This is a genomic window from Myxococcus stipitatus DSM 14675 (genome assembly GCF_000331735.1).
Classification (GTDB): Bacteria; Myxococcota; Myxococcia; order Myxococcales; family Myxococcaceae; genus Myxococcus; species Myxococcus stipitatus.
Map to the genome: position 1 here is coordinate 8,421,010 of NC_020126.1, position 13,177 is coordinate 8,434,186.

The 13,177-nt window shown below is 69.4% G+C and carries 13 protein-coding genes; 6 read left to right on the forward strand and 7 right to left on the reverse strand.

Annotation, left to right across the window (positions count from 1 at the left end):
- Positions 1-79 precede the first annotated feature (79 nt).
- From MYSTI_RS32335 to MYSTI_RS32350, 4 genes are read left to right on the forward strand one after another with little or no spacing between them, the layout of a single operon-like run.
- The gene (locus MYSTI_RS32335) at positions 80-1,315 is read left to right on the forward strand and encodes an acyl-CoA dehydrogenase family protein (RefSeq protein WP_015352036.1); all 1,236 of its coding nucleotides are present in this window, start codon (positions 80-82) and stop codon (positions 1,313-1,315) included.
- 2 nt (positions 1,316-1,317) lie between these two features.
- On the forward strand, positions 1,318-2,403 hold the full coding sequence (locus MYSTI_RS32340; protein WP_015352037.1) for a phosphotransferase family protein: 1,086 nt from the start codon (positions 1,318-1,320) through the stop codon (positions 2,401-2,403).
- Positions 2,404-3,096, forward strand: a complete 693-nt coding sequence (locus MYSTI_RS32345) for a histidine phosphatase family protein (RefSeq protein WP_015352038.1) — start codon at positions 2,404-2,406, stop codon at positions 3,094-3,096.
- 11 nt (positions 3,097-3,107) lie between these two features.
- Positions 3,108-3,854, forward strand: coding sequence for an SDR family oxidoreductase (locus MYSTI_RS32350; RefSeq protein WP_015352039.1), 747 nt, complete (start codon positions 3,108-3,110; stop codon positions 3,852-3,854).
- Positions 3,855-3,857: 3 nt separating this feature from the next.
- Here MYSTI_RS32350 and MYSTI_RS32355 read toward each other — a convergent pair whose 3' ends face one another.
- The 3 genes from MYSTI_RS32355 to MYSTI_RS32365 all read right to left on the reverse strand — a co-directional run bounded on the left by MYSTI_RS32355 (position 3,858) and on the right by MYSTI_RS32365 (position 6,413).
- The gene (locus MYSTI_RS32355) at positions 3,858-4,607 is read right to left on the reverse strand and encodes a dienelactone hydrolase family protein (RefSeq protein WP_233278028.1); all 750 of its coding nucleotides are present in this window, start codon (positions 4,605-4,607) and stop codon (positions 3,858-3,860) included.
- Between the two features lie 92 nt (positions 4,608-4,699).
- On the reverse strand, positions 4,700-5,527 hold the full coding sequence (locus tag MYSTI_RS32360) for a helix-turn-helix transcriptional regulator (protein WP_015352041.1): 828 nt from the start codon (positions 5,525-5,527) through the stop codon (positions 4,700-4,702).
- Positions 5,528-5,540: 13 nt separating this feature from the next.
- Positions 5,541-6,413: a bifunctional transcriptional activator/DNA repair enzyme AdaA gene (locus MYSTI_RS32365; RefSeq protein ID WP_015352042.1), complete on the reverse strand. Its 873-nt coding sequence runs from the start codon at positions 6,411-6,413 to the stop codon at positions 5,541-5,543.
- Positions 6,414-6,569: 156 nt separating this feature from the next.
- On the opposite strand from MYSTI_RS32365, the gene MYSTI_RS32370 reads away from it, so the two are divergent.
- The gene (locus tag MYSTI_RS32370; protein ID WP_015352043.1) at positions 6,570-7,202 is read left to right on the forward strand and encodes a glutathione S-transferase family protein; all 633 of its coding nucleotides are present in this window, start codon (positions 6,570-6,572) and stop codon (positions 7,200-7,202) included.
- A 319-nt stretch (positions 7,203-7,521) separates the two neighbouring features.
- Positions 7,522-8,826 carry an alpha/beta fold hydrolase gene (locus MYSTI_RS32375; RefSeq protein ID WP_015352044.1) on the forward strand — a complete coding sequence of 435 codons (1,305 nt, stop codon included), beginning with the start codon at positions 7,522-7,524 and terminating at the stop codon, positions 8,824-8,826.
- A 17-nt stretch (positions 8,827-8,843) separates the two neighbouring features.
- On the opposite strand, the gene MYSTI_RS32380 is transcribed toward MYSTI_RS32375, so the two are convergent.
- The 4 genes from MYSTI_RS32380 to MYSTI_RS32395 form a co-directional block, all read right to left on the reverse strand.
- A complete protein-coding gene (locus tag MYSTI_RS32380) occupies positions 8,844-9,935 on the reverse strand; it encodes a potassium channel family protein (protein ID WP_015352045.1) in 1,092 nt (363 codons plus the stop codon).
- 11 nt (positions 9,936-9,946) lie between these two features.
- The gene (tatC, locus tag MYSTI_RS32385; protein WP_044281884.1) at positions 9,947-11,155 is read right to left on the reverse strand and encodes a twin-arginine translocase subunit TatC; all 1,209 of its coding nucleotides are present in this window, start codon (positions 11,153-11,155) and stop codon (positions 9,947-9,949) included.
- A 39-nt stretch (positions 11,156-11,194) separates the two neighbouring features.
- Positions 11,195-11,734, reverse strand: coding sequence for a Sec-independent protein translocase protein TatB (gene tatB / locus MYSTI_RS32390; protein ID WP_015352047.1), 540 nt, complete (start codon positions 11,732-11,734; stop codon positions 11,195-11,197).
- Between the two features lie 131 nt (positions 11,735-11,865).
- Positions 11,866-13,152: an MFS transporter gene (locus MYSTI_RS32395; protein WP_015352048.1), complete on the reverse strand. Its 1,287-nt coding sequence runs from the start codon at positions 13,150-13,152 to the stop codon at positions 11,866-11,868.
- Positions 13,153-13,177: the final 25 nt, after the last annotated feature.

Consider the following 13,177-nt stretch of genomic DNA (forward strand, 5'->3'; position numbering starts at 1 on the left):
CCAACATTCAGTGGATTCAACAAGAGCCGGGTGCCAAGGATGCTCTCCCACCTCACGCAGGACACAGAGGAGCCTCGCCGTGGACTTCGAGCCGAGCGCCAGAAGCAAGGACTACCTGGAGCGCGTGAAGCGGTTCATGCGCGAGCACATCGAGCCCGCCGAGCCGCGCTACCACCAGGAGATTCAAGCCGCCGCGCGCGCCGGTGACTGGAAGACGTGGCCGGTGTCCCAGGTGATGGAGGACCTCAAGGCCCGCGCCCGCGAGCAGGGGTTGTGGAACCTGTTCCTCCCCGACGAGAAGCTGGCGCCGGGCCTGTCCACGCTCGAGTACGCCCCCATCGCCGAGGAGACCGGGCGCAGCCTCATGGCCCCCGAGGTCTTCAACTGCAACGCCCCCGACACCGGCAACATGGAGGTGCTGTGGAAGTACGGCACCGACGCGCAGAAGGAGCGCTGGCTCGAGCCGCTGCTCGCGGGCGACATCCGCTCGGTGTTCTGCATGACGGAGCCCGATGTCGCGTCCTCGGACGCCACCAACATGGAGGCCACCGCTGTCGTCGAGGGCGATGAAATCGTCCTCAACGGCGCCAAGTGGTGGTCCACCGGCCTGGGCCATCCTCGCGCCAAGGTCACCATCTTCATGGCCCGCACGCCCGACACGGGGGCGGACCGGCATCACCAGCACTCGATGGTCCTGGTTCCGCTGGATGCCCCGGGCGTCACCATCCGCCGCATGCTGCCCGTCTTCGGCGACTACGACGCGCCCCACGGCCATGGCGAGGTCCACTTCGAGAACGTGCGCGTGCCCGTGTCCCACTTCATCGGCGGCCCGGGCATGGGCTTCGAGATTGCACAGGGCCGCCTGGGTCCTGGCCGCATCCATCACTGCATGCGCTGCATCGGCGCGGCGGAGCGGGCGCTGGAGTTGATGATTGACCGGGGCATGAACCGCACGGCCTTCGGCAAGCCCCTCCTCAACCTCGGCGGCAACCGCGAGCGCGTGGCCGATGCCCGCATCGCCATCGACCAGGCCCGCCTGCTCACGATGTACGCCGCATGGAAGATGGATGAAGTGGGCGCGCTGGGCGCGATGACGGAGATTTCCGCCATCAAGGTCGTGGCGCCCAATGTCCTCCAGCGCATCGTGGACGACGCCATGCAGATTCATGGTGGCGCGGGGCTTTCCATGGACACGCCGCTGTCGGCATTCTTCGCCCAGGCACGCACCCTGCGGCTCGCGGACGGACCAGACGAAGTCCACAAGGGCGTCATCGCCCGCATCGAGCTGGCCCGGCGCGGTTTCTCCCGGAGATGACCATGGCCACCCACGCCACCTCCACCGTCACCCTCGACACGCCCGGCTCGGTGCGCTCGGGGGAGGAGCTGAATGTCGCGGCCGTCGATGCGTGGCTGAAGCAGCAGGTGCCCTCGCTCGAAGGCACGCCCACGGTGACGCAGTTCTCCGGCGGCGCATCCAACTGGACGTATCGCCTCCTGTACCCCCACCGGGACCTCATCCTGCGCAGGCCCCCCTCGGGCACGAAGGCCAAGTCCGCGCACGACATGTCTCGCGAGTACCGCGTGCAGCAGGCGCTCAAGCCCGCCTACCCGTGGGTGCCGCAGATGGTGGGGCTGTGCCAGGACCCGACCATCCTGGGCACGGACTTCTACGTCATGGAGCGCATCGAGGGACTCATCCCTCGCGCCCACCTGCCTCGCGGGCTGAACCTGGACCGGAACCAGACGCGCCAGCTCTGTCTCAACGTCATCGACAAGCTGCTGGAGCTGCACGCGGTGGATGCGCAGGCCGTGGGCCTGTCGTCGCTGGGCAAGGGCCCGGGCTATCCCCGCCGTCAGGTGGAGGGCTGGTCGGACCGTTACGAGAAGGCGCGGACGTGGAACGTGCCGAGCTACCGCTACGTGCGCGACTGGCTCAAGGCCAACATCCCCGACGACAGCGCCACCTGCGTCATCCACAACGACTGGCGCTTCGACAACGTGGTGCTGGACCCGGGGGAGCCCACGCGAGTCATTGGCGTGCTCGACTGGGAGATGGCCACGCTGGGCGACCCGCTGATGGACCTGGGCAGCGCGCTGGCCTACTGGGTGGAGGCGGATGACACGTTCTTCATGCGGCTCACGCGTCGTCAGCCCACGCACCTGCCCGGCATGCTGCGGCGACAGGAGGTCGTCGAGTACTACCTCCAGCGCTCCGGCCTGAAGCCCACCAACTGGACCTTCTACGAGGTCTTCGGAATCTTCCGGCTCGCCGTCATCATCCAGCAAATCTATTACCGCTATCACCACAAGCAGACGCGCAACCCGGCGTTCAAGAACTTCTGGACGCTGGTGACCTACTTCGACTGGCGCTGCAAGCGCATCATCGGGAAGGCAGGACGCTGAATGGGCGCTGTGTATCTCATCCGTCATGGACAGGCGTCCTTCGGCGCGGCGAACTATGACCAGCTCTCCGAGACGGGCTACGTCCAGGCTCGCGTCCTGGGCGAGGCCCTCAAGGCCCGGCAGACGAAGGTCGACACAGTCGTCATGGGGACGCTCGCCCGCCATCAGCAGACGGCGGAGACGTGCCTGAAGGCGCTCGGGACGGAGATCGCGCCGACGCGCATCCCGGGCTTCAATGAGTTCGACCACGTCGAGCTCATCGTCCGGCACACACCGCGCTATGCGGACCACGCAGCCTGGATGGAGGACCTCGCCACGGCGCCGGACCCGCATCGGGCCATCCAGGACATGTTCGGGCAGGCCGTGGCGCGGTGGCTCGCGGGCCAGCACGACCACGAGTACGCCGAGTCCTGGCCCGCGTTCCAGCAGCGGTGCATCCGGGCGCTCGACTCGCTCATCCAGGACCTGGGGCCGTCGAAGACGGCGCTCGTGTTCACCTCGGGCGGCCCCGTCACGGCCATCTGCCAGCACTTGCTCCACATCCCGGACGAGCACGCGTTCCGGCTGAACTGGACGCTCGCCAACTGCGGCATCACCAAGGTCGTCTACAGCGACCGGGGCCACCACCTCTCGACGCTCAACGAGCACGCCCACTTCGAGGGACCGCACCGCGGCCTCGTCACGTACCGCTGAGGAGTTCCTCCGTGCGAAAGAACATCCTGATTACGGGCGCGAGCTCGGGGCTGGGTGAGGGCATGGCTCGGGAGTTCGCGGCGCGGGGACACCACCTCGCGCTGTGTGCTCGTCGGACGGACCGGTTGGAGGCGCTGCGCTCGGAATTGCTGGCGAAGCACCCGGGCCTTCACATCTCCGTGCGCGAGCTGGATGTGAACGAGCACGAGCGCGTGTTCGAGGTCTTCAACGCCTTCGCGGAGGACCTGGGGAGCCTGGACCGCATCATCATCAACGCGGGCATCGGCGTGGGGAAGCGGCTGGGCACGGGCAACTTCGCCACCAACGTGAAGACGGCGCAGACGAACTTCGTGGCCGCCGTCGCGCAGTGCGAAGCCGCGGTGGGCATCTTGCGCAAGCAGGGCCAGGGGCATCTGGTCACCATCTCGTCGATGAGCGCGATGCGCGGGTTGCCTCGCCACCTCACGGTGTACGCGGCCACCAAGGCGGGGCTCGCGACGCTGACGGAGGGCATCCGCGCCGAATTGCTCGGTACGCCCATCAAGGTCTCGACCATCTATCCCGGCTACATCCACACAGAGCTGAACGCGGGGGCGAAGAAGCTGCCGTTCGCCGTGGATGCGGAGAAGGGCTCACGCGCGCTGGTGAAGGCCATCGAGCGCGAGCCGGTGAGCGCCTACGTCCCCGGCTGGCCCTGGACCGTGGTGGGGTTCTTCCTGCGCAACCTGCCGCTCGAGCTCGTCGCGAAGATGTCCTGAGCATCAGGAAGTCGCGAAGACCTCGTCGAGGAAGGCGAGCATCGAGGCCCACGAGCGCCTGGCCGCGTCCGGGTGGTACTGGAGCCCTGCCTCGCGCTTGTCGAGCCCCGGGTACGTGAACGCATGCATCGCGTGGCCGTGGGCGTGGAGCTGCCAGTCTGCCCTCGCATCGGTCAGCTCACGCGTCAGCGCCAGCACGTCCTCGACAGGTGCCGTCGGGTCTTCCCAGCCATGCTCGACGAGGACCTTCGCGGTGATGGGGGCTTGGACACCCAGCCTCGGTGGCTTGAGGACGCCGTGGAAGCTCACCGCGGCCTTCAGTCCTGGCACGGCGCTTCGCGCGAGGTCCAACGCGCACAGTCCTCCAAAGCAATAGCCCACCACCGCGACACGCTCGGGGTCGATGAGTGGATGCCTCCGTGCGGCCTCGAACCCGGCCACCATCCGCTGGCGCAGCAATGCGCGGTCGGCCATCAAGGGCCCCATCAAGTGGGAGTTGTCGTCCGTCACTCCCCCGCGCACGCCCTTGCCATACACATCCAGGGCAAGACACACGAAGCCCAGCGTCGCGAACTCCTCCGCCTTCGCGCGCATCGGCTCGTTCAGTCCATCCCACGCGTGGGCCAGGAGCACGCAAGGTCTGCGGCCTTCCTTCCGTGCGTCCCACGTCACATACGCCTCACACAGCGTTTCGCCCGCGCGGTACTCCAGGTGCTCACCGTGGACGCCTTCCTGTCTCTGCCATGAACTCACTGTGTCGCTCCCTTCCATCCGTCATGAAGGAGCGCCAGCCTGGCGAGAACTCACGAGTGCGTATTGAACAAATGCGACATGACCCGGCCGCTTCAGAAGAAGTGAGAGAGCCCCTCCGGCGCGGCGTCACGAGACTGGGCGAAGAACTCCGCGAGCGTCGACCATGAGGCCCGCTCGTAACGCCCCGGCGTCGTGCCGAGATAGCGGCGCCACTGGCGAATCTGGTGCGCCTGATCGCTGAACCCTTGCAGCGGGTCCCCTTGCCCCATCTGCGCCGCACGAAAGCTGGCCTGCATCCGCTCCAGCCCCTGCAACTCCTTGGGCGAACAGCCGACATGCACCTGGAACCATCTCTCCAACTGCCGCACCGAAACACCCGCGACTCGCGCCGCATCGTCCACGCGCGAGGCGCTCGACAGGGACACCCAGGCCCACCCGAGTCGCTTCAGCTCACCTTCGATTCCGTGCGTCGCCTCGGCCCGCTGAAGCAGCCACGCATCGAGCCTCTTCGCCACCCGCCGAGGCTCCCATATCGCGGCCATGTCCTCGCCCAGTCTGCGCGACGGCCCATCTCCCAGGAGCCCGCCCAGTTCGATGAGCTCATCGCGGCTCTCCGCCCCCGTCGACGGGAACAGTCGCGCCAGCCCTGGAGGCCGCAGCATCACCATCACGAAGGAGCACCCCTCTCCCGAGTGCCACACCCGTGGACGACTCTGCACGCCCAGCAACGACGCTCGCGGCGCTCCCGCCGAGAACTCACTCCGGCACGGCCTGCCGAAGTTGAGCGTCAGCACCGCCGCCGTGTGCGGCGTCGTCCGGATGGGGTTCCCCTCATACGCGCCCTCCAGGTCCTCGATGAACCAGTACCCCAGGACCAGGGACGCGAGCGCGGGATGGGGTGGCAACGCGAGGAACGCCATCAGACCTCCAGACTCACGCCAGCGCCGCGACCTCTCCGTCCTCGTTCTCCGCGCCGTACCGCAGCGACTCCCACGCCAGCATCACCTGCTTGCGCGCGGGGCCCCAGCGGTAATCCCCGAAGACGCCCGTCTTGCGCAGCACCCGGTGACACGGAATCAGCAACGCCACCGGATTGCTCCCCACCGCCGTGCCCACCGCGCGCACCGCCTTGGGCCGGCCAATGGCCTTCGCCAGGTCCTCGTACGTCGCCACCTCTCCCGGCGCCACGCGCAGCAACGCCTGCCACACCTGCACCTGGAACGGCGTCCCCTTCACCAACACCGACAGCGGCGTGCGCGCGTCCGGCGGCGACTCGGGGAAGATGCGCCCCACCCACCCAGCCGTCTCCTCCCGCGACTCCACGAAGGTCGCCTGCGGCCACTCCGCGCGCAGGGACTCCAGCGCCTCCGCCTCCGTCGCGCCCGTCAGGAAGTGCAGCCCGCAGATGCCTCGCTCACAGACCGCGATGAGACATGCGCCGAACGGTGTCTCATGCACGCCGTGATGCACCGTGAGCCCTTCCCCACCCGACTTGAACTCCCCCGGCGTCATCGCCGTCAGCGTGACGAACAGCTCGTGCAGTCGCCCGCCCCCGGACAGCCCCACCGCCAGGGACGTGTCGAGCACGCTGCGCCGCTCGGCCAACAGCCGACGCGCCGAGCTGAGCGTGTGCATCTGCAGGAAGCGCTTGGGACTGATGCCCGCCCAGCGGGTGAAGAGGCGCTGGAAGTGGAAGGCACTCAGCCCCACGTGCGCCGCGACGGCGTCCAATGACGGCTGCTCACGCGCATGCGCATCGAGATAGAGAATCGCCTGCTCGATTCGGGCGTAGTCGCTGTTCCCCATGTCCCGGCTCCTCGAATGTCCTGTGTTCACGACGGGATATGGCCGCCACGCCTCCGCCCTTCAACCCGCTTCTTGCGCTCCCCTTTCGCCGCAAGGACCGGGTCGCGCGCCCGGGCACGTGGGCCTACGCTGCCAGCCCTACCCTCAGGAGCCCCCATGCGCCTGTACGACTACGCGCCCTCCGCCAACGGCTACAAGATTCGCCTCCTGCTCTCCTGGCTCGACAAGTCCTATGAATTGGTCCCCGTGGACATCTTCTCGGGGGAGAGCCACACCGACGACTTCCTGCGCCACAAGAACCCCCACGGCCGCATCCCCGTCCTGGAGCCGGAACCCGGCCGCTTCCTCGCCGAGTCCAACGCCATCATCCTCTTCCTCGCCGAGGGCACCCCGCTGCTCCCCGAGGACCGCTTCGAGCGCGCCCACGTCCACCAGTGGCTCTTCTTCGAGCAGAACGCCCTGGAGCCCAACCTCGGCACCGCGCGCTTCTGGAAGCTGACGGGCCGCGCGGCCCTGAACCCCGAGGCCTTCCGCCTGCGCCTCGAGGCCGCTCGCAACGCCCTCCAGGCAATGGAGCGCCACCTGGCGCACCACCCGTTCTTCGTGGGCGAGCGCCCCACCGTCGCCGACATCGGCCTGTATGGCTTCGGCCATGTCGCGGCTGACGCGGGAATCAACCTGGGCGACTTCCCCGCCGTGTCCGCGTGGCTCGCGCGCATGAAGGCCATCCCCGGCCACATCGGTGCGCTCGCGCCGTACACCGCGAACGCACACGTGACTCCCTCGTAACGAGGGGGCACGGCGCCCTCGCTCCCTCGTGCCGCGCGTGTTCCCCACCTCTCACGCGCGGCCCTGGGACGGGAGGTCGGCTTGACTCGCGAATGGTGAGCGTTTATCCCTAGCGCCACGATGAAGTCCCTCTTCGCCCTGTGCATGTGCCGAATGTCGATGAGTGGTGGGCTCCCGCCCGCCCGCGTCGGCTGACGTCCACCCGACCCCGGCGAGCCATCGAGCCCACCCACCCCGCGAGGGTCGGTGGGCTTTCTCGTTCTTGGCCCTCCGACAGCGCCCTCGCTCCAAACCTCCCCCGCCTGTCTGGAGACACCCCTTGGCCCCCCACACCAGTGCGCCCACCCCGCGCCTCTTCGATGTCACTCCCGCCGACCTGACGCTGGAGGCCGGCGCTCGCATCTCGCCGCACCTCGTGCGCGGCTGGTGGTGGGGCCCCGAAGAAGACCTGCCCTGGCTCCAAGCGCGCGCCCGCCTCCTCTCCGAGGACGAAGCCCAGGGCACCACGCCGCGCCTCGTGCGCCGCACCCTCGCCGAGCAACACCACGCCCTCGAGCGCGCCCGCCGCCGCGCCACCACCCGCCCCTCCTCGCGCATCCCCACGGTGCTCCTGGTCCACGCGCTCACCGGCGACATGCGCGCGGGAGGCGAAGGCGGCTGGTGGGAGCCCGTCATCGGACCCGGACGCGCGCTGGACCCCACGCGGGTGCGGCTGTTGTGTTTCAACAACCTGGGCTCCTGTTACGGCACCACCGGCCCCGCGGATGAGGGGTTCCCCGGACGCACCGAGGACACCCGCTTCGGCCCCGCCCCCGCGCTGACCAAGGGAAACCTCCACCAGGACGAGCGCCACCTCCCCGCCACCGTCACCCCGTGGGACCAGGCACGCAGCATCCTCCTGGCGCTCGATGCGCTCGGCGTCGAGGAGGTCTCGCTCGTCACGGGCGGCTCACTCGGCGGGATGATTGTCCTCTGCCTCGCGGCCCTCGCACCGGAGCGCTTCGCGCGCATGGCCCCCATCGCCACCTCGGAGACCGCGTCCGCGTGGGTGGTGGGCCTCAACCACGTCGCGCGACAGGCCGTGCTGCTGGACCCCGGCTACCCCGAGTCCGCGCACCGAGGACTCGAGCTCGCCCGACAGCTCGCGATGCTCTCCTACCGCGCGGAGCCAGGGCTCGAGGCCAGCCAGCCTCGCCCTCCCGCCTGGTCCTCTCGCGCGCTCTACCCGGTGCAGAGCTACCTGGAGCACCAGGGCCGCAAGCTGGAGGCCCGCTTCGATGCACGCGCGTACCTGGCGCAGCTCGGCGCCATGGACCACCATGACCTCGCGCGCGCGCCCCACGGCGGCCTGGAGCGCATCCGCGCCAGCGCGTTGTGCGTGGGCATCGACCGCGACCAGCTCTTCTTCCCCGAGCACATGGACGCCCTCGCCCGGAAGCTGCGCGCGCACGGCCGCCACGCGGAGCACGCGGAGCTGACCAGCCTCCACGGGCATGACGGCTTCCTCATCGAGTGGGAGCCGCTCTCCGCGCTGCTCACGCGGGCGCTCGCCCTGCCCTCCGCGCTGGACGTCCCCGGCGCCTTGCTGGGCACCGCGCGCCCGCCGAGCGAACGCACGGCGTGACCTGAGAGAAGAGTGGCTCAGCCCACCTGGCGATGGCCGGGCCACACCGGGAGGTCCTGGTGGGACCAGATGGGCGGCTCCGCCTCGCCGGCGTGGGCGCGCAGCCGGCAGTACTCCTGATACGACGCCTGGATGGTCAGCACGTCCCCGGGGCGAATGACCTCTTCACCCACCGGGTGGAGCTGCTCGTCGGTGCCGCGCTGGAGCACCAGCGCCAACCCGCCGAACTTGTCGCGCACCTCGGAGATGCTCATCCCCGGCAGTCCCTCGCGCGCCTCGAAGAGCGACACCACCATCAGGTGCTTGCCCAAGTGGAACGAGTGGACGATGCGCGGGTCCAACGCCGCGAGCGCCATCGCGGGCGCGGCGAGCGACGAGCTGGACAGCGCCTCCGCCTTGAACGTGTCGCGCACCTTGCCGCTCAAGTCCTCGTCGAACAACCGGATGACCACGCGGATGGAGGGGTTCAGCTTCCGGGCATCCAGCGCGATGTTGAGGTTGGCCAGGTCGTCATCCGTGGCGCAGACGATGGCGGAGGCGTGCTTCACGTTGGTGCGCGGCAGGCACAGCGGGCTGCGCGTGTCGTCGATGAGCAACGGGACCCGCTCGTCGCGCAGCGCGGAGACGAAGGCGGCGTCCTCGCGCTTCTCCACCACCACGATGTCCTTGCCCATCTCCCGCAGCTGGGTCACCACGCGGTAGCCCACCCGCCCCGCTCCGCACACCACGACGTGGCCCTTCATCGTCTCGGTGACCACTTCAATCCACTCCTTGTCGTTCTTGTGCCGGGCGAAGAAGAGGTAGGCGAAGCGCACCACGCCATCCGCCACGAGGGCGATTCCCACCGGGGGAATCACCACGTTGAGCAGCTCGATGACCCAGTCGTGCACGTACGGCAGCGACGGCTGGCCGTAGAGCAGGAAGTAGACGTGGTGCAGCGCCTCGCCGAACGAGATTCGCTCCCCCGCGGGGCCCACGTAGCGCCAGTCGAACAGCAGCGGGCCTCCGCCAAACAGCGCCAGCCCCAGCACGAGCGTGGTGCGAAAGCGTCGCACCAGCGCACGCAGGTAGCGCAGATTGGCTCGGAGGTGTCGGCGGGAGCCCCCCATGGTGGACCAGCCTACGACACCGGCGTGATGCCCGTCTCCTCCGCCGTGTTGCGAGCGCGACGCCGCTCCACCAGCCACACCAGCAGGACGCCCAGCTCGTAGCAGGCCAGCATGGGGCCCGCCATCAGCGACAGGTTCACCACGTCACCCGTCGGCGTGATGATGGCCGCGGCGATGAGGCACACCACGAACGCGTGGCGCTGGTACTTGAAGAGCCACTTCGACTGGACCACGCCCACCACGCCGAGCAGCGCCATCACCAGCGGCAGCTCGAAGATGATGCCGAAGGCCAGGATGAGCAGCAGCACCAGCGACAGCTGCTCGTGCATGGTCAGCATGGGCCGCGTCCACCGCGCCGCCTCGTGCCGGGCCTCGCCCGCGGACAGCTCCTTCTCCAGCTTCCACAACCCGGACAGCTCCTCGGTGCGCGTGGGGGCGACGCCGGCCAGCAGGCTCGCCGCCTCGTCCATGGCCACCGCCGCCGCCGCGTAGTCCTGCTTGGCGTAGGCCGTCACCGCGGCGACCTTCTTCTCCACCGCCTGCCGCAGCACGCCTCGGGCCGGCGGGCCGAAGCCCTCCGCCGCCGCGTCCACCAGCTTGCCCAGCCCGTCCAGGCGCGACTTGAGCTCCACCGACTGCGAGGGCGCGCGCTCGGGCGCCGGAGACTGCCCCTCTCCGTCCGCGCGCAGCGACGCGCTGGTCTCCTTCGCCAGCACCCCGGCCCGCTCCGCGTCGCCCACGCGCAAGAAGCGCAAGGCGTCATCCGCGCGCAGCCGGGCCGTGTCCAGCCGCTGCTCCAAGGCCAGCGTCTCCTCCTCGTTGAGGAGGAACTTGAACATGGAGGGCAGCACCGCGAAGTAGCAGAACGACGCGCCCAGGATGAAGGCCAGCGAGCCGAACGCGACGAAGGGCGCCGCGTAGCGCCGCTCCTCCGGGAACAGGCCCGGCGAGACGAAGCCCCAGATCTGCCAGAGGATGACGGGCGTGGTGAGGAAGATGCCGCAGTACACGCCGACCTTCATGAGGACGTTTATCTCCTCGATGCCGGACGTGTAGATGAGGGCGCGGTTGCCCTCCGGGAGCGCATCCAGCACCGGCCGCATCAGCACGCCGAAGATGGGCTTGGCGAACAGGAGCGAGGCGGCCCCGAGCACCAGGACCGCCAGGGTGCACTTCATGAGGCGCCCGCGGAGCTCCGACAGGTGCTCCATCAAGCTCATCCGCAGCTCGGACTCGGTAGCGGTCTGGGAACTCAGGGGTCAGCTCCGTTTCGGCGCGTTGCGCGCCACCGTTCCCGGTAGCGGCGAAAGCTGGGGCAGTCCGTCGGCGCCCACGCTCTCCGAGGGGGCGGACGACGCGGTGGGAGAAGCAGGCTCACCCGCGGGCGCGGACGACTCCGCTTCCGGCGCGGGAGACGAAGCCGGGGGCTCGGGGAGCTCCGCCCCGTCCAGTCCGAGCGGCGCGCGCGGGGACTGCGTCTCGGCGGCGGAGGGCTCCGCGGGAGTCGCCGGGGCCAGCGCGTCCGTGGGCGTCAGCGCGTCCGGCGCGCCCACCTGCGGCGCGGGGGAGCGGCCGAAGGGCAGGCCCGGCCTCACCGGAGGGGTGGGCTCCCGGTTGAGCTCCGTGTCCATGGTGTAGAACTCGCGCTCCACCACGTTGCGGACCTCGTCCGTCTGGCGGCGGAACTCCCGCATGAACTTGCCGATGGCACGCGCCAGCTCGGGCAACCGCTGCGGCCCGAGGATGAGCAGCGCGGCCACCGCGATGAGCACCATTTCGCCTGCGCCGATGTTGAACATGTCCTGACGGGCTCCCCGAAGCTGCCCGGTTTATCGCGCCCCGGGCCACTTGGCGCAACCGCTCGACGCTTCCGGCCGTCCGCCCGTCACCGTGGGCGGGGGGCAGCCGGCCCTCTACCTCAACCCCTACACTAGCCGTGCGGGTCCGACCCCGTGGTGGCCAGAGGGCCGGGGAGACCCGCCTCCGGGGAAACCACCAGGGCCCGCGCCTGCTCCCTCTCCAGCACCTGCCGCTCCAGGCTCCACAGCACCACGGGCAGGAGCACCGTCATCCCCATCGACACCCAGGCCACCTGCTCCATGCCCCCCAGCGTGCCGTCGGGGAGGTCCGTCAGCAATCGAGAGCTGAGAAAGGCCCCCAGCGCCGCCGCCAGGTGCTGGATGGCGGACTGCAGGGACATGAAGCGCGCTCGCACGGAGCTGTCCGGCACGCGGGAGGTCAGCGTGTTGTACGCCACGTTGCGCATCCCCATGGAGGTCATCATCAGCACGAAGAGCAGGGGGATGGGCAGCCAGTGGGGGTGGCTCACGAAGCCCAGGTACGTGGTTCCCAGCAGCAGCACCGCGCCGCCCGCCGCCACCTTGAAGGCCCCCAGCTTGTCCACCAGCGGCCCCGCCACCCTCAAGGTGATGAAGCTCATGATGCCGCCGATGAAGTACGGCAGCCACAGCAGGTCCCGGGGGTAGCCCAGGTTCTGCTGGAGGTAGGCGGAGATGTTGGGGATGAGCACGAAGCTGGCCATCATCACCACCGCGGTCATCACGTAGGACAGCCGCACCTCCGGGCGCGCGAGCAGCTCCAGCACGCCCACCGTCCGCCCCGCCTCGCGCCCTTCCGTCAGGTGTCCGCGAATGGGAGGCAGGAAGAAGATGGCGCCCAGCACCACCAGCAGGCCCAGGACCGCCACCACGAAGAACGGCAGGCGCCAGCCGCCGTGCTCGGCCAGCTTCAGCGCCATGGGCACGCCCACCACCGAGGCGACGGAGAAGGCCCCCATCACCGCGCCCAGCGCGCGGCCTCGCCGCTCCTTCGGAATCACGTCCGCGATGATGGACAGCGACAACGACGTAGCGGGCCCACCGAAGAGCCCCGCCGCCACGCGCGCCAGGAGCAGCGAGGACAGCCCCACCGCCAGCCCGCCGGCGGCCGTGGCCACCACCAGCCCGAGCATGCACACCGCCAGCGCCTTGCGCCGGTCGAAGCGGTCCAGGAAGTAGCCCCCCGCGAGCCCCGCGACGCTGGCCGCCGCCGTGTAGGCGCCGCCCACCGTTCCGATGTGCGAGGAGGCGATGCCCAGCCCCTTGCCGAAGTCGGGCCCCAGCGGCAGCACCATCACGAAGTCCAGGATGTTGACGAACTGGACCGCGCCAATGAGGAAGACCACCGCGCGCTCGGACACCTGTCGCTCTATCGGCATGCCGGCTGATACCTAAGCCATTCCC

Excerpts from the sequence above, each read along its gene's own strand:
- MYSTI_RS32340 (WP_015352037.1), top strand. The coding sequence starts at position 1,318 with ATGGCCACCCACGCCACCTCCACCGTCACCCTCGACACGCCCGGCTCG.
- MYSTI_RS32345 (WP_015352038.1), top strand. The coding sequence starts at position 2,404 with ATGGGCGCTGTGTATCTCATCCGTCATGGACAGGCGTCCTTCGGCGCG.
- MYSTI_RS32360 (WP_015352041.1), bottom strand. The coding sequence starts at position 5,527 with ATGGCGTTCCTCGCGTTGCCACCCCATCCCGCGCTCGCGTCCCTGGTC.
- MYSTI_RS32365 (WP_015352042.1), bottom strand. The coding sequence starts at position 6,413 with ATGGGGAACAGCGACTACGCCCGAATCGAGCAGGCGATTCTCTATCTC.
- MYSTI_RS32370 (WP_015352043.1), top strand. The coding sequence starts at position 6,570 with ATGCGCCTGTACGACTACGCGCCCTCCGCCAACGGCTACAAGATTCGC.
- MYSTI_RS32380 (WP_015352045.1), bottom strand. The coding sequence starts at position 9,935 with ATGGGGGGCTCCCGCCGACACCTCCGAGCCAATCTGCGCTACCTGCGT.
- tatC (WP_044281884.1), bottom strand. The coding sequence starts at position 11,155 with ATGAGCTTGATGGAGCACCTGTCGGAGCTCCGCGGGCGCCTCATGAAG.
- tatB (WP_015352047.1), bottom strand. The coding sequence starts at position 11,734 with ATGTTCAACATCGGCGCAGGCGAAATGGTGCTCATCGCGGTGGCCGCG.
- MYSTI_RS32395 (WP_015352048.1), bottom strand. The coding sequence starts at position 13,152 with ATGCCGATAGAGCGACAGGTGTCCGAGCGCGCGGTGGTCTTCCTCATT.